Origin of the sequence: Microbacterium caowuchunii (assembly GCF_008727755.1) — a bacterium.
Taxonomy (GTDB): domain Bacteria; phylum Actinomycetota; class Actinomycetes; order Actinomycetales; family Microbacteriaceae; genus Microbacterium; species Microbacterium caowuchunii.
Genome location: NZ_CP044231.1, coordinates 1,732,575 through 1,751,935 on the forward strand (window position 1 = coordinate 1,732,575; position 19,361 = coordinate 1,751,935).

18 protein-coding genes are annotated in these 19,361 nt (G+C 70.1%); 7 read left to right on the plus strand and 11 right to left on the minus strand.

From position 1 onward, the window contains the following. Positions 1-23: 23 nt before the first annotated feature. Positions 24-2,102, minus strand: a complete 2,079-nt coding sequence (locus tag F6J84_RS08230) for a DNA gyrase/topoisomerase IV subunit B (RefSeq protein ID WP_150972900.1) — start codon at positions 2,100-2,102, stop codon at positions 24-26. A 164-nt stretch (positions 2,103-2,266) separates the two neighbouring features. On the opposite strand from F6J84_RS08230, the gene F6J84_RS08235 reads away from it, so the two are divergent. Continuing rightward, the gene (locus F6J84_RS08235; RefSeq protein WP_191621711.1) at positions 2,267-2,491 is read left to right on the plus strand and encodes a DUF7455 domain-containing protein; all 225 of its coding nucleotides are present in this window, start codon (positions 2,267-2,269) and stop codon (positions 2,489-2,491) included. A gap of 7 nt (positions 2,492-2,498) precedes the next feature. Here the strand turns inward: F6J84_RS08235 and F6J84_RS08240 are convergent, their stop codons facing one another. The 6 genes from F6J84_RS08240 to F6J84_RS08265 all read right to left on the minus strand — a co-directional run bounded on the left by F6J84_RS08240 (position 2,499) and on the right by F6J84_RS08265 (position 8,711). Further along, a complete protein-coding gene (locus F6J84_RS08240; protein WP_150972902.1) occupies positions 2,499-3,533 on the minus strand; it encodes an alanine racemase in 1,035 nt (344 codons plus the stop codon). After that, a complete protein-coding gene (locus tag F6J84_RS08245; RefSeq protein ID WP_238702418.1) occupies positions 3,530-4,207 on the minus strand; it encodes an alanine racemase C-terminal domain-containing protein in 678 nt (225 codons plus the stop codon). The genes F6J84_RS08240 and F6J84_RS08245 overlap by 4 nt, the downstream gene beginning before the upstream one ends. Positions 4,208-4,215: 8 nt before the next feature. Beyond that, positions 4,216-4,971 carry a glutamine amidotransferase gene (locus F6J84_RS08250; protein ID WP_150972904.1) on the minus strand — a complete coding sequence of 252 codons (756 nt, stop codon included), beginning with the start codon at positions 4,969-4,971 and terminating at the stop codon, positions 4,216-4,218. Next, positions 4,968-6,263 (minus strand): MurT ligase domain-containing protein, encoded by a 1,296-nt coding sequence (locus F6J84_RS08255; RefSeq protein ID WP_150972906.1) that lies wholly within the window; start codon positions 6,261-6,263, stop codon positions 4,968-4,970. Before F6J84_RS08255 ends, F6J84_RS08250 begins: the two co-directional genes overlap by 4 nt. A gap of 7 nt (positions 6,264-6,270) precedes the next feature. Then, positions 6,271-7,587 (minus strand): RNA polymerase sigma factor, encoded by a 1,317-nt coding sequence (locus tag F6J84_RS08260; protein WP_150972908.1) that lies wholly within the window; start codon positions 7,585-7,587, stop codon positions 6,271-6,273. Positions 7,588-7,781: 194 nt separating this feature from the next. Further along, positions 7,782-8,711, minus strand: coding sequence for a proteasome assembly chaperone family protein (locus tag F6J84_RS08265; protein WP_150972910.1), 930 nt, complete (start codon positions 8,709-8,711; stop codon positions 7,782-7,784). A 65-nt stretch (positions 8,712-8,776) separates the two neighbouring features. Here F6J84_RS08265 and F6J84_RS08270 point away from each other — a divergent pair, with 65 nt between their 5' ends. From F6J84_RS08270 to sucB, 3 genes are read left to right on the plus strand one after another with little or no spacing between them, the layout of a single operon-like run. Continuing rightward, the gene (locus tag F6J84_RS08270) at positions 8,777-10,237 is read left to right on the plus strand and encodes a leucyl aminopeptidase (RefSeq protein ID WP_150972912.1); all 1,461 of its coding nucleotides are present in this window, start codon (positions 8,777-8,779) and stop codon (positions 10,235-10,237) included. 1 nt (position 10,238) lies between these two features. Then, positions 10,239-11,603 (plus strand): dihydrolipoyl dehydrogenase, encoded by a 1,365-nt coding sequence (lpdA, locus tag F6J84_RS08275; RefSeq protein ID WP_150972914.1) that lies wholly within the window; start codon positions 10,239-10,241, stop codon positions 11,601-11,603. A gap of 54 nt (positions 11,604-11,657) precedes the next feature. After that, positions 11,658-13,397, plus strand: coding sequence for a 2-oxoglutarate dehydrogenase, E2 component, dihydrolipoamide succinyltransferase (gene sucB / locus F6J84_RS08280; RefSeq protein ID WP_150972916.1), 1,740 nt, complete (start codon positions 11,658-11,660; stop codon positions 13,395-13,397). A gap of 10 nt (positions 13,398-13,407) precedes the next feature. Here sucB and F6J84_RS08285 read toward each other — a convergent pair whose 3' ends face one another. Next, positions 13,408-14,730, minus strand: coding sequence for a hypothetical protein (locus tag F6J84_RS08285; RefSeq protein ID WP_150972918.1), 1,323 nt, complete (start codon positions 14,728-14,730; stop codon positions 13,408-13,410). Positions 14,731-14,848: 118 nt separating this feature from the next. Here F6J84_RS08285 and F6J84_RS08290 point away from each other — a divergent pair, with 118 nt between their 5' ends. Continuing rightward, the gene (locus F6J84_RS08290; protein WP_150972920.1) at positions 14,849-15,559 is read left to right on the plus strand and encodes a DUF4191 family protein; all 711 of its coding nucleotides are present in this window, start codon (positions 14,849-14,851) and stop codon (positions 15,557-15,559) included. A 4-nt stretch (positions 15,560-15,563) separates the two neighbouring features. Here the strand turns inward: F6J84_RS08290 and F6J84_RS08295 are convergent, their stop codons facing one another. Further along, a complete protein-coding gene (locus F6J84_RS08295; RefSeq protein WP_150972922.1) occupies positions 15,564-15,998 on the minus strand; it encodes an RDD family protein in 435 nt (144 codons plus the stop codon). A 134-nt stretch (positions 15,999-16,132) separates the two neighbouring features. Between F6J84_RS08295 and glnA the strand changes: the two genes are divergently transcribed. After that, positions 16,133-17,557 carry a type I glutamate--ammonia ligase gene (gene glnA, locus F6J84_RS08300; RefSeq protein WP_150972924.1) on the plus strand — a complete coding sequence of 475 codons (1,425 nt, stop codon included), beginning with the start codon at positions 16,133-16,135 and terminating at the stop codon, positions 17,555-17,557. 150 nt (positions 17,558-17,707) lie between these two features. Here glnA and F6J84_RS08305 read toward each other — a convergent pair whose 3' ends face one another. Next, a complete protein-coding gene (locus F6J84_RS08305; protein ID WP_150972926.1) occupies positions 17,708-18,124 on the minus strand; it encodes a hypothetical protein in 417 nt (138 codons plus the stop codon). Between the two features lie 146 nt (positions 18,125-18,270). Between F6J84_RS08305 and F6J84_RS08310 the strand changes: the two genes are divergently transcribed. Further along, the gene (locus tag F6J84_RS08310) at positions 18,271-18,993 is read left to right on the plus strand and encodes an AAA family ATPase (RefSeq protein ID WP_150972928.1); all 723 of its coding nucleotides are present in this window, start codon (positions 18,271-18,273) and stop codon (positions 18,991-18,993) included. Positions 18,994-19,010: 17 nt separating this feature from the next. Here the strand turns inward: F6J84_RS08310 and F6J84_RS08315 are convergent, their stop codons facing one another. Continuing rightward, on the minus strand, positions 19,011-19,337 hold the full coding sequence (locus F6J84_RS08315) for a hypothetical protein (protein WP_150972930.1): 327 nt from the start codon (positions 19,335-19,337) through the stop codon (positions 19,011-19,013). Positions 19,338-19,361 lie beyond the last annotated feature (24 nt).

The following is a 19,361-nucleotide window of genomic DNA, read 5'->3' on the forward strand; positions in this document are numbered from 1 at the left end:
CGGCCGGGCCCGGTCGTCGGGGTTCAGGCGTCGATGCGCTCGCGTCCCAGGCGGTCGCTGGAGTCCACGATGAACTCGCGACGGGGAGCGACGTCACTGCCCATGAGCAGCTCGAAGACCGAGCTCGCCGTATCCGCGTCCTCGACACGCACCCGGCGGAGGGTGCGCCCGGCACGGTCCATGGTCGTCGTCGCGAGCTGATCCGCGTCCATCTCGCCCAGGCCCTTGTACCGCTGCACCGGCTCCTGCCAGCGCTTCCCCGCCTTGGTCAGCTTCGCCAGCAGGGTGTGCAGCTCCGCCTCCGAGTACGTGTAGATCGTCTCATTGGGCTTCGACCCGGGATTGATCACCACGACGCGGTGCAGCGGCGGCACGGCGGCGTAGACCTTGCCGGCTTCGATGAGCGGGCGCATGTAGCGGAAGAAGAGCGTCAGCAGCAGCGTCCGGATGTGGGCGCCGTCGACATCCGCGTCGCTCATCAGGATGATCTTGCCGTAGCGGGCCGCTTCCAGGTCGAAGGAGCGCCCGGAGCCCGCGCCGATGACCTGGATGATCGCCGCGCACTCGGCGTTGGAGAGCATGTCGCTCACCGACGCCTTCTGCACGTTGAGGATCTTGCCGCGGATCGGGAGCAGCGCCTGGTACTCGCTGTTGCGGGCGTGCTTGGCCGTGCCGAGGGCGGAGTCCCCTTCGACGATGAACAGCTCGGACTGCGCGACGTCGTTCGTGCGGCAGTCGGCGAGCTTGGCGGGCAGCGAGGAGGACTCCAGCGCGTTCTTGCGGCGCTGGGTCTCCTTGTGCGTGCGCGCCGATATGCGCGCCTTCATCTCCGAGACGACCTTGTCCAGCAGAAGGGCGGTCTGCGCCTTGTCGTCGCGCTTGGCCGAAGAGAACTTCGCCCCCAGCTCCTTGGTGATCACGGAGGTCACGATCTGGCGGACGGCGGGAGTGCCGAGGATCTCCTTCGTCTGTCCCTCGAACTGCGGCTCGGGCAGGCGCACGGTCAGCACGGCGGTGAGACCGGCGAGGATGTCGTCCTTCTCGATCTTGTCGTTGCCGACCTTCAGCCGCCGGGAGTTCTGATCCACCTGAGCGCGCAGCACCTTCATCAAGCCCTGCTCGAAACCGGTCTGATGGGTGCCGCCCTTAGGGGTGGCGATGATGTTCACGAAGGAGCGGATCGTGGTCTCGTAGCCGATCCCCCACCGCAGCGCGACGTCGACGACGCACTCGCGCGACACGTCGGTCGGGATCATCGCCCCGTTCGGCTGCAGGACGGGGACGGTCTCGGTGAAGGTGCCGGTCCCGGTCAGTCGCCAGGTGTCCGTGATGGCGGTGTCCGGGGCCAGGAACTCGGCGAACTCGGAGATGCCGCCGGCGAAGGCGTAGACCGACTCGCGCGGCTCGTCCGTCCGCTCGTCGCGGATGACGATCTCCAGACCCGGAACGAGGAAGGCCGTCTGGCGGGCGCGCTGCTCGAGCTCCTCCAGGTTGAACGCGGCGTCCTTGGTGAAGATCTGCCGGTCCGCCCAGTACCGGATGCGGGTGCCCGTGACGCCCTTGGCCGCCTTCCCGACGACCCGCAGCTCGCTCTTCTTCTCGAAGGCGCTGAACGGTGCGTCGCTGCGGGGCTGGCCCTTGTCGGCGAAGACGCCCGGCTCGCCGTGCCGGAACGACATCGCCCAGGTCTTGCCCCCGCGGTCGACCTCGACGTCGAGTCGCTCGGAGAGGGCGTTGACGACCGACGCGCCGACACCGTGGAGTCCGCCCGAGGCGGCGTAGGACCCGCCGCCGAACTTCCCGCCGGCGTGGAGCTTCGTGAAGACGACCTCGACGCCGGAGAGACCGGTGCGCGGCTCCACGTCCACGGGGATGCCGCGGGCGCGGTCGCGGACCTCGACGCTGCCGTCCGGGTACAGGATGATGTCGATACGCGATCCGTGGCCGCCGAGCGCCTCGTCGACCGAGTTGTCGATGATCTCCCACAGGCAGTGCATGAGCCCGCGGGAGTCCGTCGAGCCGATGTACATGCCCGGGCGCTTCCGGACCGCCTCGAGCCCCTCGAGAACCTGAAGATGATGGGCGGAATACTCAGCGGTCACAAGCTCCAAGGGTATCCGCGGGTCCCGACAGTACCCTGCACAGACACGGGCCCCGGGGGTCCGCGTACGCGCTGAGCGAAACATCCCGTCCGGCGGGCATTGTCCTCGGGTACGCGTGGTTGTATGTCATGACTCATCCGTACGACGCACCGAGGAGGTCCGCGATGAACACCATGTCGACGCCCACCGATCAGGCCGCCGTCATCGAGCACCGTCTCACCGCAGCCGACCGCTGCGATTCCTGCGGTGCCCAGGCCTACATCGCCGCCGAGGTCAACGGCAGCGAGCTTCTCTTCTGCGCCCACCACGGACGCAAGTACGAGGAGAAGCTGCGCTCCATCGCGACCTCGTGGCACGACGAGACGGCCCGCCTCATGGAGACGGTCTGAACGAGTCTCAGCGGTAGCGTCGCTCCACGAGCGGCGATACGCGCACGGCGATCTCCTCGCCGATCGACCCCATCGCCTCGGCGAGGTCGGTCGGCGAGGATGTTCCTTGCCCCATGATCCGTACCCGCTGTCCCACCGCCGCGCCCGGCCAGGGCTCGACCAGGCAGTCCATCTCGTCGATCCGCAGCATCCGACGCGGTCCGTCCGGTGTCCCCACGCTCATCCGTCCGCCCAGCACGGACGGCAGTCCATCGGCAGAGCCGATCCCGATGCGGACGCCCTCATCACCGAGGGCCAGCACGGGAGCGTCCAGGGTCGCGATCGGCTGCACGCCGAGGACGTCCTCGCCCGGTCCCCCCGCCGACCGGATCCCGTAGCAGAACGCCCCCACCCGCACCATGTCGTACCGGAATCCGGCGCGGTCGAACGACGCGGCGCTCGCCGCCAGATGCCGCAGCGTGCGCTGCCGCCCCCGGGCCTCCACCACCCGCAGTGCCGCCTCGTAGCGGGCACGGGCCGCATCGTCCTCGGCATCCGAGGCCTCGGCGATGTGGCTCCACACGCCGATGATCTCGACCACACCGGCCGCGGCGAGCTCGGCCGCACGTTCGACGAACGCCGGCCACTGCTCCGGCCGGACGCCGTTGCGGTGCAGCCCGGTGTCGATCTTCAGGTGCAGCCGAGCCGTCCGCCCCGCGGCTTCCGCGGCGAGGGCGATCTCCTCGAGGGTGTCCGCGTCGCCGACGCCGAGGTCGAGCGCTGCGTCGATCGCACGGCGGGCCTCCTCCACGCCGAAGACCATCCAGACGAAGATCCCGGCGTCGGGTCCGGCGGTGGCCCGCACGCGGAGACCGGTCGCGACGTCGAACGCGCCGAACCAGCGCACGCCGTGCCGGGCCGCATGGGTCACGATGGGCTCCAGTCCATGCGCGTAGGCGTCGTCCTTCACGACGAGCATGAGCTCGGCCGGGGCGACGCGCTCGCGTACGACATCCAGGTTCCGCTGGAACGCCGCGAGGTCCACGGTGAGCACTGCGGTCATGAGGAGTACTCCCGTCTCGTGTGCAGTCCCACCCCGGTGACGATCTCGAGCGGTCGCAGCCCGCTCTCCCGGCCCCAGTCCCGAACGCTCGGCGCGCGGCCGGCCGGGTCCCCGAAGTAGACGACCTCCGCGCCCCGGTCGACGGGGGCGTCGGCGATGTCCACGACGCAGACGTCCATGGCCACGCGGCCGATGACGGGATGGCGGCGGCCGGAGATCGCGACATGGGTGCGGCTCCCGAGTACGCGCGGGATCCCCTGTGCGTAACCGCCCGTCACGAGGGCCACACGCGTGTCAGCGGCGGCGCGATGGAGGTAGCCGTACGAGACCCCTTCCCCAGCCCGCAGGTCCTTCACGGCCAGCACGGTGCCCATGAGGGTCATCGCCGGAGCGGTGTCCTCCTCGAGCCCGAACACCGCCGATGCCGCCGCCGTCGCGCTGCCTTCCGTCCGCACGCGCGGGGACGCCGTCCCGGACCGCGCGACATCGGCGGGGTCGGCGAGGACATCGAGCCCGGTGGCGGCCAGGACCGCCTCCGCGACGGGGCCGAAGCCATGGCCGCGTGCGTCCCGGCGCAGGTCCGCGACGCCGTCCTCGCCGCCGGTCACCGCGCGGATGTTCGCCACGATCGCCGCGAGCGAGATGCGGACGCGAGGTGCGGCGGCGGGGTGCACGGTCGTGATCAGAGCTGGATGGCGGTGAACCGCTTGCCGGTGGCGAGCCGCTGGATCTCCGCGCGCGCGGCGGCGGCGTGCACATCCACGGCTGCGGCTTCGGCGCCCGGGCGGTAGTCCGCGCCGTGGCGCTTCAGCGCGCGCTCGAGGAGGGCGTCGGCCAGCTGCGGATTGAGCGGCAGCACGGGCCCCTGCACGTTGGTGGCGTACACACCGTCCTGGTGGAGAGTCTCGTAGCCGTCCGCGAACCCGCCGTTGCCGGCGACGACCCGCCCGTAGCGCACGCCCGGGTCCGCACCGGCGGACAGGGACCACTCCGATGCGTGGTCCTCGAAGCCGACGAGGCGCCCGTCCGGCGTCTCCGCGACGACATAGCCCACGCGGCGCTGACGGGTGCGCGCGACCCTGGCGGGAACGAGCCCGAGACCGGCCACGGAGGTGCCGTCGAGCAGGTCGATGCCCTCGCTCAGCAGTTCCGCTCCCCCGCCGACGGCCAGCACCGCGGCGCCCGCGGCGATCTGGGCGGCGAGCCACTCGCGGCGGGCGGACAGGTCTTCCCGCACGGTGCGGAGGGCGGACAGCGGACCGTTGCCGATCACGATCACGTCCGCGGATGCGGGAGCGTCCTGGCCGATCCCGACCATCACGACATCGGCGTGGTGCCCGGCGTACCCGGCACGTGCGGAGAGGACCTCGACGTTGCCGCGGTCCCCCGTGATGCCGAGGAGGTCGGGGTACAGCTGCACGATCGTGATCGTGGTCATCGGCGTGCCACCTCCTGATCGCCGTGGCCGAGCAGGCGACGTCCGATCATCATGAGCTCGTAGTTGACGAACCAGATCTGGTGGCCGCTCGTGGTCGGCGGGAACTTCCGCATCAGCGCGACGGCCTTCTCCATGTCCGGTTCGACGGTGCCGATCGGGATTCCGGCGTACGCGAGGCGGGTGGCGATCTGGTGCGCCTTCTCCCCCGCGACGACATCGACGTGGTCGAGACCGCTGAGGTCCACGTCGTACAGCCAGGAGACGTCCGGCGTGCCCTCGTCGATGGCCATCAGCAGGCGCTCGGGAGGGCCGTCGAGCGCGTCGACGTTCAGTTGCAGGCTCGGCCCGTTCTTGAACATGACGAACTCGACCTGCTCGGAGCCCTCGCGGCGCAGCGGCACGAGCTCACCACGTCCGTAGGCGGGCGCCATCCGGGAGAACCCGTCGGCGGCGGCCGCGGAACGGAACCGGTCTCCGAGGATGTGGCGCGCGACGCTGACGGCCGCGGCGGCGTCGACCGCGTAGTGCAGGCCGCGGGCAGGCAGCACGATGGGGAAGACCTCGCCCTCGAGCGAGAGGGAGACGTGACGGCCGTCCACAGCCACGACCTCGCTCTCGGCGGGACGGGACATCGCCCCGGCCTCGCCGCTGCGGGTGTCCGTGGCGTTCACGAGACCGTGCGCGGAGGCGGCGACGACGTCCGGGGACGCCCCGAAGAAGGACACCGGGGCGCGCAGGCCGGACTCGTCGATCTTGCTCAGGTACGGGTCGTCACGGTTGATCACGACGCGCACGTCGGCGCGCCGGGCGGCGTCGAGCATCATGTCGGCCACGCGTTCGGTCTCGTAGAACCGGTAGAGCTGGTCGACCTGGACGTTCAGCGCCACGATCACGCGCGGCGACAGGATGTCCGCCAGCTCGGCGGCGAACCCCTCGTCGACCTCCAGGACCGCCACATCGGCCCGTACCTTGCCGGTCAGGGTGGCATCGGCCAGGAGCGCACTGGTGACCCCCTGGGGCAGGTTGGCCCCGGTGGGGTTCGTGAAGACCCGCAGCCCGTGGGCGCGCAGGATCTCGCTGGTCATGTGCGTCGTGGTGGTCTTGCCGTTCGACCCGAGCACGAACACGACACCGTACGGGAACTGACCGCCCAGCGTGCTCAGCAGACTGGGCGCCATCCGGTTCGCGAGGTGACCGGGGAACGCCGATCCACCACCGCGCAGGCGCGTGGCGAACCGGGCGAGCTTGCCGGCGAGGATCGCCGGCACGTAACGGATGCTGCTTCCCGTCACCCCTCGATCACTCCAGGTAGTCGCGCAGCGACTGCGAGCGGCTCGGGTGACGGAGCTTCGCCATCGTCTTCGACTCGATCTGACGGATGCGCTCGCGCGTCACCCCGAACGTGTCGCCGATCTGGTCGAGCGTCTTGGGCTGGCCGTCGCCGAGACCGAAGCGCATGCGGATGACGCCGGCCTCGCGCTCGCTGAGCGAGTCGAGGAGCGACTCCAGCTGACGCTGCAGCATCGTGAATCCCACTGCGTCGGCCGGCACCACGGCCTCGGTGTCCTCGATCAGGTCACCGAACTCGCTGTCGCCGTCCTCCCCGAGCGGGGTGTGCAGCGAGATCGGCTCGCGGCCGTACTTCTGCACCTCGATGACCTTTTCGGGCGTCATGTCGAGTTCGCGGCTCAGCTCTTCCGGCGTGGGCTCGCGGCCCAGATCCTGAAGCATCTGGCGCTGCACCCGGGCGAGCTTGTTGATGACCTCGACCATGTGCACGGGGATGCGGATGGTGCGCGCCTGGTCGGCCATCGCACGCGTGATCGCCTGACGGATCCACCAGGTGGCGTACGTCGAGAACTTGAAGCCCTTGGTGTAGTCGAACTTCTCGACCGCGCGGATCAGACCGAGGTTGCCCTCCTGGATCAGGTCCAGGAACTGCATCCCGCGGCCGGTGTAGCGCTTGGCGAGGGAGACCACGAGGCGGAGGTTCGCACCCAGCAGGTGGCTCTTGGCCCGCTGCCCGTCGCGCGCCACCCACTGCAGGTCGAGACCGAGCTGCGTGGACTTCTCCGCGGCGGACATCTTCGAGAGCTTCTCTTCGGCGAACAGACCCGCCTCGATGCGCATCGCGAGCTCGACCTCTTCGGCCGCGTTCAGCAGCGGCACCTTGCCGATCTGCTTGAGGTAGTCCTTGACCGGGTCTGCCGTCGCGCCGGTGATCTGGCTGGAGTAGACGGGGACCTCGTCCTCGTCGTTCGAGGAGATGACGATCGCGCCGGTGGGGAGTGACTCCACCACGGGCTTCTTGGCCTCTTCCTCGGTGTCGTCGTCGGCGTCCGCGGCCTTGGTGGCGACTGCGGGGGCGTCATCGGCGTCGTCCGCGACGACGTCGTCGAGCTCGACCTCGTCGTCGAACTCCTCTTCGTCATCGGCCTTTTTGGCGGACTTCTTCGCGGGGGCCTTCTTCGCCGGAGCCTTCTTGGCCGGGGCCTTCTTCGCCTTGGCGGGCGCCTTCGCGACCGCGGCGGTCTCTTCGGAGACCACCTCGTCGGCGGCGTCCGTCGAGGAGCCTGCGGTCCGCGAGCGGGTGTCGGTCTTCGTGCCTGGAGTCACGGTTCGCCTTTCGCCGCAGATCGTCTCCACGGTCGTTCTCGGACACTAGTAAGACCCTTGTCAAGTCTGGAGGACGCCGAGACGTCCCCGAATGACAACGGGTCGGTCCTCTATTGTCTCATACCGCGGGCGGCGCATCGACGCCACGCCCGTATCGCAGCACAACCATCGGCACGGGTCGGGTATTCCGCGGCTCAGCCGAGAGAAGGCCCGCGCGGATCCTCGTCGTGGGGCCCGCTCGCCAGGAAGCGCTCCAGCTCCGCGGCGATCTCGTCGGCGCTCGGCAAGTCGGCCTCGTGCAGCAACGGGGAGGCCTGCGTGGCACCGGCCATGTAGGCGTCGTACCGCTCCTCGAGATTGCGCAGCATCGCGGTGAGCTCCTCGCTCGCCTCGATCTGCTGGTCGACCTTGCCGAGAAACTCCTCGTTGTCGGCCCTCAGGTCCTCCACGGCGAAGACGAGGCCGGTCGCCGCGGTCACGCTGTCGAGCGCCGCGATGGCGGATGCCGGGTATTCGGTGTCCCCCAGGTAATGCGGCACCAGGAGCACGAACCCCGCGACCGCCACCCCCGATTCGGCGAACCGGTACTCGATCAGGTGCCCGGCCGTCGCGGGGACCTGTGTCTGCGGCTTCCAGATGGAGTGCGCTTCGGCGAGCTCCGCCCTCGTGCCGGAGACCGTGGCGCCCAGCGGGCGCGTGTGCGGGACCGGCATGCCGATCGCGTGTACCCAGGTGACGGTGGCGACCGCGAACTCCGCGGCCGCTTCCACGACAGAGGTCGCGAACGCCTCCCAGGCGAAGTCCGGCTCGTAGCCGGTGAGGAGGAGGAAGGGCTGGCCGATCGCGTCGTGCGCCAGGGACAGTTCGAGTCTCGGCGGGTGGTAGCCGGTCAGATGGTCGTGCTCGAACGTGATCAGCGGACGGCGCGCGCGGTAGTCGAGCAGGACGTCGTTCTCGTACCTGCGGATCACCGACGGCGCGAGTTCGTCCCGCAGGTAGGTGATCGCCTGGGAGACCGCCGATCCCGCATCGGTGAAGCCGGTGAGCATCACCACGAGCGGCAATCCGGTCGGCACGGGCGGGGCATCGCCCGCGTGCGCGAACAGGGACGGGTTCCAGGACATACCCCCATGCTACGAGGCGTACGCCTCCCCGTCTCCGCATCGGGCGGCGTCCGTAGGATGGGGACATGCCGCATCCCGGACTTCTCTTCAGCACGGCTCCTCTCACCGACACGACCGCGGAAGCGATCCTGCTGGCGCTGCCGCCCCTCACCGATCCGCTCTTCGAGGAGGATCAGTGGTCCGGCGTCCGCCCCGCCCTCGAGGCCGTCGGGTTCACCGGCTCTCCCGGGACCTTCCAGCGCGTGCTGCTGCCGGGATTCGGATCGCTCCCGGTCGCCGTCGTCGGCACGGGTGCCGACCCCGACGCCGCGGCCGTGCGTTACGCCGTCGGATCCGGTGTGCGCTCGCTCGTCGGATTCGACACCGTCGCGGTCGCCGCGCCGGGCCAGGACCATCAGGCACGCGCGATCGCTGAGGGCGCAGGACTCGGGGGCTACCGCTTCGAGGGGTACAAGGCTTCCGGCGCGAAGAAGCGCGCCACGACGGTCGTCGTCCATGCCGACGGTTCGGACGCGGACCTGCGCGCCGCGACCGTCGCCGCCGATGCCGCGGCGCTCGTGCGCGACCTCGGATCGATCCCCGCCGAGTGGCTCGGCCCGGAGGACTTCGCCCAGCATGCCCGTGAGTCCGTCGCAGACCTCCCGGTGGAGATCCAGGTGCTGGACGAGCACGCACTGCGCGAGGAGGGCTTCGGCGGCATCCTCGGTGTCGGTCAGGGATCGGACCGCCCGCCCCGTCTCATCCGGCTGGATTACGCACCCGAGACGGCGACGCGGCACGTCGCGCTCGTCGGCAAGGGCATCACGTTCGACACCGGTGGGCTGTCGCTCAAGCCGCCGGCATCGATGGTCGGCATGAAGTACGACATGTGCGGGGCTGCCACGGCTCTCGCCGTGCTGGTCGCCGCGGCACGCCTCGACGCGCCGGTCCGGGTGACCGCCTGGCTGTGCGTGGCCGAGAACATGCCCTCGGGACGCGCCACGCGGCCGGGCGACGTCCTCCGCATGCGGGACGGGTCCACGGTCGAGGTGCTCAACACGGATGCCGAGGGGCGCCTCGTGCTCGCCGACGGACTCGTGGCAGCGAGCATGGAGCAGCCCGACCTCATCGTCGACGTCGCCACCCTGACGGGGGCCATCACGGTTGCGCTCGGCAACCGGCACACCGGCGTGATGGGCGATGACGCGGCGGTCGCGGAGTACCTCGCAGCGGCGGAGCGGGCCGGTGAGCCGGCCTGGCCCCTGCCGCTTCCGGCCTATATGGAGGAGGAGCTGGACTCCCCCATCGCCGACCTCGTCAACGCCAAGATCGGCGACCCGGCCGGTGGCTCCCTCTTCGCGGGACTCTTCCTGCAGCGGTTCGTGGGCCGCCTCGGCGAGGAGCCCGATGCCCCGCGCATCCCCTGGGTGCACCTCGACATCGCCGGATCGGGCATGTACAAGGGCAGCCCGTTCGGTTACACCGAGAAGGGCCCGACCGGCGCGACCGTGCTGACCCTCATCGAGCTCCTCACCGGGAAGGCCTGAGATGCAGGTGGACGTCGCCGTCATCGGCGGAGGGAGCGGCGGCTATGCGGCCGCCATCCGTGCCGCCGAACTCGGCAAGAGTGTGGTCGTCATCGAACGGGACAAGGTCGGCGGCACGTGCCTGCACCGCGGCTGCATCCCCACCAAGGCGCTGCTGCACGTCGCCGAGACGGCGGATGCCGTCCGCGAGGCGGCGGGCGTCGGCGTGCTCGCCGAGCTGGCCGGGATCGACGTCGACCGGATGAACGCCTTCCGCGAGACCATCGTGGCGAAGAAGTACAAGGGCCTTCAGGGTCTGCTGCGCGCCCGGGGCGTGGAGGTGCTCGAAGCCGAGGGACGCATCTCCGGCCCGGGCCGCGTCACCGCCGGCGACACCGAGATCACCGCCACCGACATCATCGTGGCGACCGGGGCGCGCACGCGCACACTGCCCGGTCTGGAGATCGGCGGCCGCATCCTCTCCAGCGAGCAGGCCCTGGAGCTGCGCGAGGTGCCTGAACGGGTCATCGTGCTGGGCGGCGGCGTCATCGGGGTCGAGTTCGCCAGTCTCTGGCGCTCCCTGGGTGCCGAGGTCACGGTCGTGGAGGCGCTCGACCAGCTCGTCCCGACGGAGGATGAGGCGCTGCGCACACAGCTGTCCCGCGCTTTCCGCAAGCGCGGCATCCAGACGCGGCTCGGGGCACGGTTCGCCTCGGCCGCCCAGGACGACGCGAGCGTGACCGTCACGCTCGAGGACGGCGACACCCTCGCCGCGGACTACCTGCTGGTCGCGGTCGGTCGCGCACCGGTGACGGAGGGACTGGGTCTCGAGGAGGCCGGCGTCCGTCTGGACCGAGGCTTCGTCGTCACCGACCGGGAGCTGCGCACCGACGCGCCCGGGATCTGGGCCGTCGGAGACATCGTGCCGGGGCCGCAGCTCGCGCACCGGGGGTTCCAGCAGGGCATCCAGGTGGCGGAGCGGATCGCCGGCGAGACGGTGCCCCCGCTGCCCGACGAGAACGTCCCGCGCATCGTGTACACGAGTCCCGAGCTCGCCTCCGTGGGACTCACCCGGGCGCAGGCGGAAGAACGCCACGGCGCCGAGGGCATCACCGTCCTGGACTACAACCTGGCCGGGAACGCGAAGACCGAGATCCTCGGCGGTTCCGGGACGGTGCGCGTGATCCGACGGGTCGACGGACCCGTCGTCGGCGTCCACCTCGCCGGTCCGCGCGTGGGCGAACTCATCAGCGAAGCGCAGCTGATCATCGGCTGGGACGCGCATCCCGAGGACGTCGCCCCCCTCGTGCACGCGCACCCGACGCAGAGCGAAGCACTCGGCGAGGCGTTCCTCGCCTTGGCAGGCAAGCCCTTGCACGTCCTGTGAGACATCGGCATCACTAAGCTAGACACGACATCGCATTCAGAAGGAGCAAATCCCATGAGCACTTCCGTGGTCCTCCCCGCGCTCGGTGAGAGCGTCACCGAGGGAACGGTCACCCGCTGGCTGAAGAATGTGGGGGACACGGTGGAGGCAGACGAGGGTCTGCTGGAGATCTCGACCGACAAGGTCGACACGGAGATCCCCTCCCCGATCAGCGGCGTGATCGAAGAGATCCTCGTCCAGGAGGACGAGACCGTCGAGGTCGGCGCCATCCTCGCGAAGATCGGCGACGGCTCCGGTGCGTCCGCTCCTTCCGAGCCGGCAGCGGAGGCGCCCGCAGAGGCTCCGGCCGCGCCGCAGGAGGCCCCCGCGGAGCCCGCGGCGGCCGAGCAGCCGTCCGCACCGGCCGAGCAGCCGGCGGCCGCAGCGCCCGCCGCATCCGGTGGTCGTGACGTGGTGCTCCCCGAACTCGGCGAGAGCGTCACCGAGGGCACCGTGACCCGGTGGCTGAAGGAGATCGGCGACGAGGTCGCCGTCGACGAGCCCCTTCTGGAGATCTCGACCGACAAGGTCGACACCGAGATCCCCGCCCCGTTCGCCGGTGTCCTGCAGGAGATCCTCGTCCAGGAGGACGAGACGGTCGCCGTCGGCAGCGCGCTGGCCCGCATCGGCGATGGCGCGCCCGCACCCCAGGAGGCGCCCGCTCAGCAGGCTCCGGCAGAGCAGGCTCCGGCTCCCGCTCCGGAGGCTCCGGCTCCCGCTCCCGCTCAGGAGGCTCCGGCGCCCGCCGCCGAGAAGCCGGCTCCGGCCGAGCCCGAGAAGCCCGCCGCTCCCGCGCCGGCAGCCCAGGCTGCTCCCGCCGCCCAGGCTGCTCCCGCGTCCTCGGACGAGGACGGCGTCTCCTACGTCACCCCGCTCGTGCGTCGCCTGGCGCAGCAGCAGGGCGTGGACCTCAGCACCATCAAGGGCTCCGGTGTGGGCGGACGCATCCGCAAGGAGGACGTCCTCAAGGCCGCCGAGGCGCCCGCGGCCCCCGCCGCCGCTCCCGCGGCGCCCGCAGCTCAGGCCCTCGAGGTGTCGCCGCTGCGCGGTACCACGCAGCCGATGTCGCGTCTGCGCAAGGTGCTGGCCGAGCGTGCCGTCGCCTCGATGCAGTCCACGGCTCAGCTGACCACGGTCGTCGAGGTGGACGTGACGAAGCTCGCGTCCTACCGCGACGAGGTGAAGGTGGCGTTCCAGGAGAAGACGGGCGACAAGCTCTCCTTCCTGCCGTTCTTCGCCCTCGCCGCCGCGGAGGCGCTGAAGGCGTACCCGGTGATCAACGCGACGGTCGATGGCGACAAGATCGTCTACCCCGCCAGCGAGAACCTCTCCATCGCGGTGGACACCGAGCGCGGCCTGCTGACGCCGGTCGTGCGGGATGCCGGTGACAAGAGCATCGCGCAGATCGCCCACGAGATCGCCGACCTGGCAGCCCGGACGCGCTCCAACAAGCTGAAGCCGGACGAGCTCGCGGGTGGCACGTTCACGCTGACCAACACCGGTTCGCGTGGGGCGCTGTTCGACACGCCGGTGGTCTTCCTGCCGCAGTCCGCCATCCTCGGCACCGGAATCGTCGTGAAGCGGCCCGGTGTGGTCACGGTCGACGGCAAGGACGCGTTCTCGGTCCGCTCCTATGTGTACCTGGCCCTCTCCTACGATCACCGCGTGATCGACGGAGCCGATGCGGCGCGCTTCCTGTCCGCCGTGAAGGCCCGCCTCGAGGCGGCCGACTTCGCTGGCCAGCTGGGCGTCTGACCCGCTCGTCTCACCCTGGGTGCTGCGCGACATCGTGGATGTCGCGCAGCACCCATTTTTCTTCCACGCGCAGAACCGTCACGATCTGAGGCACCCGCCCGCCGCCGGTGTCGTCGGCTCTGAGTAGTGCGAGACCGCCGACGTCGTCCATCAGCGTCAGGGCGCGGGTATCCGGCGGGGCGAAGGCCGCGCCGTCGACGGAGATCACTGCGTCGTGGTCCTGCAGGGCGACCCGGCAGGCTGCGTCCGCCCCGCAGGCGCGAAACCCCTCCAGGAGTGCGGTCGTCGCGACGACGACGTCCTCCTCCGGCACTGCGGTACCGCCCGCTGGTCCTGCGGCATCCTCGCCGCTCGGGGCGGCCGCATCCTCCGGGTCCGCGGGAACCTCGGGCAGCGGCGCGGTGCGCTCTGCGGAGGCGGGTTCCCCGTCCGGCTCCCCCGTCGGCCAGAGCATCCCCAGGGCGAGCACCAATGCCGCAGCCGCGCCCGCCACCAGCACGGCGCCCCGCCGACGTCCGGTCGGGCGCACCGCCCTGGCCCTCCGGATGCTCGCCCAGGCTGCGGTCAGCGCACCGGAGATCATCTCCGCGATACCGGCGTCTGCGGCATCCGCCCAGCGCAGCCACGACCGCTGCCGTTCCTCGGGCATCGTCTGCAGAACGGACATACCCGCACGTCCGGCGCGTCGCGCCCGCGGCAGTGCCAGAACGGGTTCCGCCGGCCCCAGCGCGAACAGCCGCTCCTCCGCCGACGCGACGGCGTGCGCCAGCCGTTCGGGATCCCCGAGCGCCGCCGCCGCGTGGCTGAGCGCGCCCGCCAGCGGGCCGTCCCCGGGATGTCCGTTCCCGCAGGCTTCCAGCGCCTCGATCCCCGCGGTGAACGGATCGCTCCCGGATGGCCCGTGCACGAAGAGCGGCATGCCGTCGTCGGCCAGCCACCACTCGCCACGACAGGTGCGCCCTGCGTGCTCCTGGAACTCGGAAACGCCCCCGCGCAGCACGCTGACGGCCAGCGTCACCACCTCTCCGGCGCGCAACGGGTCGTCCGCCGCGTACCGTTGCGCGGCGAGCTCGACGAGCCCCACCGTGCACAGGGGAACGACCGCCGCCACTCCCTCCGGGCACAGATGCACGTCGCACAGCTCCGCGACGTGCTCCCCCGCCGCGTCCCACAGGTGCGCGGTCATGGCATCGCCCTGGCGGAGTCGCACCGCAGGACCGTCCGCGACGGCGATGACCTCGCCCTCGTACGGGCCGCGATCGGCGGGGAGGACACGAAGGACCGGTTCGTCGAGCAGTGCCAGCAACGGCGCCGTGGAGGTCAGCGGGGTCATACCCCACTGTGACCACGCGACGACGACGACCGCTGCCGCGAGGAAGGACCCGCCCACAGGTGTCGGAGCCGCCCGTCATGGGGAGGAGAGGATGCGGCGACGACGGTAGGCTGGGGACATGGCAGCGCGTACGACCACGCCCGAAAAGCGTCCCGGGTTCTTCTCCCAGCTCAAGACCCTCTACCGGTTCACGGTCGAGGCCTACTCGTGGCTCCCGTATGCGCTGATCGGCATCCTGCTCGCGGGTATCGCCCTCGGTGTCGGGATCGGGTTCCTCATCCCGCCCGTCGCGGTCTGGAGCATCATCCTGTGGGGCGTGTCGGGGCTCATGTTCGGCCTCCTCGCCGCGCTGATGACGATGACGCGCCTGTCGACCACCGCGATGTACAAGAAGATCGACGGCATGCCCGGCGCCGCCGGTCACGTGCTGTCGACCTCGCTGGGACGCAAGTGGCAGGCGAGCGACATGCCCGTCGGAGTCAACCCGCGCACCCAGGAGGCCGTGTACCGCGCGGTCGGCCGGGGCGGGGTCGTGATCGTCGGCGAGGGCTCGCGCGGCCGCCTCACCCGTCTGGTCAACGACGAGCGCGCCAAGGTGCAGCGGGTCGCGTCCGGGATTCCCGTGACCGTCTTCTACGTCGGTCACGGTGACGACGAGGTGCCGATCGGCAAGCTCGCCAAGGAGATCAAGTCGCTGCCGAAGAAGATCGACCGGACGACCATGGCCGCCGTCATCAAGCGCATCGACTCCGTCTCGAAGTCCATCGCCTCGATGCCGATCCCGAAGGGGATCGACCCGACGAAGGTGCGCGCCCCGCGTCCGCGCTGAGCCGTCAGGCGCGGACGAGGACCGTCCCCGCCGCCTTGTCGTGCAGGCCGCGCTGATCCGCATCCCAGATCACCGCGGGGATCACCGGCACGAGCAGCAGCGTGCGCACGATCGGGCGCCACAGTCCCACCCAGCCGCCGCGCAGCATCACGATGCGCATGCCCAGCAGACGCTGCCCCGGGCTCGCGCCCAGGGTCGGGATGAAGAGGATCTGCACCAGGGCGAACACCACCAGCGGTGCGAAGGTGGACAGACCCGCCTCACCCGGCAGCGCCCACGGGTCGTACTGCAGGAACGCCACCGCGATCACGGTCGCGCAGGCCCAGTCGATGGCCAGTGCGGCAAGCCGACGGCCCGGGCGGGCCACCGAACCGGGGCCGGTCTCCGGGAATCCGAGTCGTTCACCGGGATAACGTGCTTCGACAGGGATTTCGGGCATGCCACCAGCCTAACCAGCGACGCGTAACATCCCGGAAACATATGGGACACTGGCGGGCAACGCCCTGCGGATAGCGTCAAGGCAGCCCGCTTCGGTGGGCGGAACTTCCCGAATGCCCTACCTCTGGAGTCTCCATGTTCAGTGATTCATCCGAGGTGCTCAAGTTCATCAAGGACGAGGACGTCAAATTCCTCGACATCCGGTTCACGGATCTCCCCGGTGTCCAGCAGCACTTCAACATTCCCGCATCGACCGTCGACGAAGAGTTCTTCACCGTCGGTCAGCTGTTCGACGGTTCCTCCATCCGGGGATTCGCGAACATCCACGAGTCGGACATGCAGCTGATTCCGGATGTGGCGACGGCGTACGTCGACCAGTTCCGCGAGGCGAAGACGCTCGTCATGATCTTCGACATCTACAACCCGCGCACCGGCGAGATCTACCACAAGGACCCGCGCCAGGTCGCCAAGAAGGCCGAGAAGTACCTCGCCTCGACCGGCATCGCCGACACTGCGTTCTTCGCCCCCGAGGCCGAGTTCTACATCTTCGACGACGTTCGCTACTCGGTCACGCAGAACTCCAGCTTCTACAGCGTCGACTCCGAAGAGGGTGCTTGGAACACCGGTCGTGAGGAAGAGGGCGGGAACCTCGCCAACAAGACGCCGTACAAGGGCGGCTACTTCCCGGTCAGCCCGGTCGACAAGACCGCGGACCTGCGCGATGACATCACGCTCAACCTCATCGAGGCGGGCTTCACGCTGGAGCGTTCGCACCACGAGGTGGGCACCGGCGGTCAGCAGGAGATCAACTACCGCTTCGACACGATGGTGCACTCGGCGGATGACATCCTGAAGTTCAAGTACATCGTCAAGAACACCTGCGAGCAGTGGGGCAAGGTCGCGACCTTCATGCCGAAGCCGCTCTTCGGCGACAACGGCTCCGGTATGCACACCCACCAGTCGCTGTGGCTCGACGGCAAGCCCCTCTTCTACGACGAGAAGGGCTACGGCGGACTCTCCGACACCGCGCGCTGGTACATCGGCGGTCTGCTCGCGCACGCTCCGGCGGTGCTCGCGTTCACCAACCCGACGATCAACTCGTACAAGCGTCTCGTGAAGGGCTACGAGGCGCCGGTCAACCTGGTGTACTCGGCGGGGAACCGCTCGGCGGCGATCCGCATCCCGATCACGGGTTCGAACCCCAAGGCCAAGCGCATCGAGTTCCGCGCCCCCGATGCCTCGGGCAACCCGTACCTCGCCTTCGCCGCGCAGATGATGGCCGGCCTCGACGGCATCCTCAACCGCATCGAGCCGCACGAACCGGTCGATAAGGACCTGTACGAGCTTCCCCCCGAGGAGGCCAAGAACATCCCCCAGGTCCCGAACTCGCTGCTCGACTCGCTCGAGGCGCTGCGCGCCGACAACGAGTTCCTGACTCGCGGCAACGTGTTCACCCCCGAGCTCATCGAGACGTGGATCGAATACAAGATCGAGAACGAGATCAAGCCGATCGCGGCCCGCCCGCACCCGTTCGAGTACGAACTGTACTTCGGCGTCTGATCGGAGCGATCCGCGACAAGGGCCCCTCGAGCTTCGGCTCGGGGGGCCCTTGTCGCATACACGGTCCTGCCCACCCGGTTCGCCTGGCGCGTGCGTGCGATGCAAGCTGGCCGACGCGGCAGTGAGCCGTAGGTCTCCCGGGCGCGCCGCTCAGCCGGACACCGGCACCGCGTAGACGTTCTCCGACACCGCGATGGCGCCGTCCGGAGGCGAGGAGCCGTCCGGCACGACGGCGAAAGCACCGCCCGGCCCGCTGGTGGACAGACCGAGGCTCCCGCCGCATGCCGCGTGCCAACTCGCCGCGCCCGAGTCGATGATCAGGCAGATCGACATGGCGTCGTTCCCCTGGACCAGCCACAAGGACGCACTCTCGTACTCTCCGATGAAACGGCTGGTCGACATATCCAGGTCCATCTCCTCGGGTGCGGGCACCGTGGGAAGCTCATCGCCCGGTCGGCGATCGCGCTTCAGGTCCTGGAACGGGAAGTCGGGGGACGTGCACCCGGACAGTGCGAGCACCCCCGAGCACATCAGTGCGGCGACGGCCATCCCCCGGATTCGGCTCATGGCGCCAGTGTGCCGCAGGCACGCTGCTGCCGTCCAGCGCCGTTGGGGTGCTCGGAGCGGGAGGATCCCGCCGGATGCGGGGCACTGACCGCCCTCGACGACAGGGACGGGCGAGGCACATCGCCGGCCCCTGGCACACTGGCGGGATGTGGAAACAGCCCCCCGTCGTCGCGGTGTCCGTCCGCGAGGAGAGCGTCCCCCAGACGTCGACCTGGCCCGCGGGGATCCCCGCAGTCCAGCAGCTGCTCGCCGACGGACTGACCCTGGATCCCGGCATCACCTTCCTCGTGGGTGAGAACGGCTCCGGGAAGTCCACCATCCTCGAAGGCATCGCCCTTGCGTACGGGATGTCGCCGGAGGGCGGGTCCACGTACGCGCGCCACGCGACGCGGCCCACCGAGTCCCCGCTCGGGGATTGGCTCCGCCTGCAACGGGGAATCGGAGCGAGCCGATGGGGCTTCTTCCTGCGCGCCGAGACGATGCACTCGTTCTACACATTCCTCGAGGAGAATCCGTCGTCGGCGCCGGAGCCCCCCTTCCACGAGATGAGCCACGGCGAATCGTTCCTCGCGATCCTGGAGAGCCGGTTCGACTCCCCGGCCTTCTACTGCCTCGACGAGCCCGAGGCTGCGTTGTCGTTCACCTCCACCCTCACCCTGATCGCGGCGCTGCGCCGCATCGCCGACGACGGGGGACAGATCCTGTGCGCCACGCACTCCCCCGTCCTGGCGGCCGTACCGGGCGCCACCATCCTGGAGGTCGGGCCCTGGGGCATGCGCCCGACCGCATGGGAGGACCTGGCGCTCGTGCAGCACTGGAAGTCCTACCTGGACTCCCCGGAACGCTACCTCCGGCACCTGCTCGGCTGACCCCCGGCGTCGGCTCCTCAGATCCCCGGCGTTCCGAAACCGGACGCACCGGGGCGTCCGGCCGGGCCGTAGGGGTTGTCGGTGCGGCGCTCCTCCGCGAGCAGCCGTCGCTGCCGGTCGGGCAGCTCTTCCGTCCGGGGCTCCCCGCTACGGCGCAGGCGCCACGCCCAGAGGATGGTGAGACCCGCGATGACGACGCCGGTCAGCACGCCGATCGTCACGCTCCCGGAGAGGGCGCCGACGAACGTACCGACGAACAACGTTGCTGCCACGAGCGCGAGCGCGAGCGCGATGTCCTTGGCGCGCGCGGCGGACACGGAACGGGGTGCGGTGTTCTCGTCCATGCCGGTCACGTTAGGGCGCGGGGC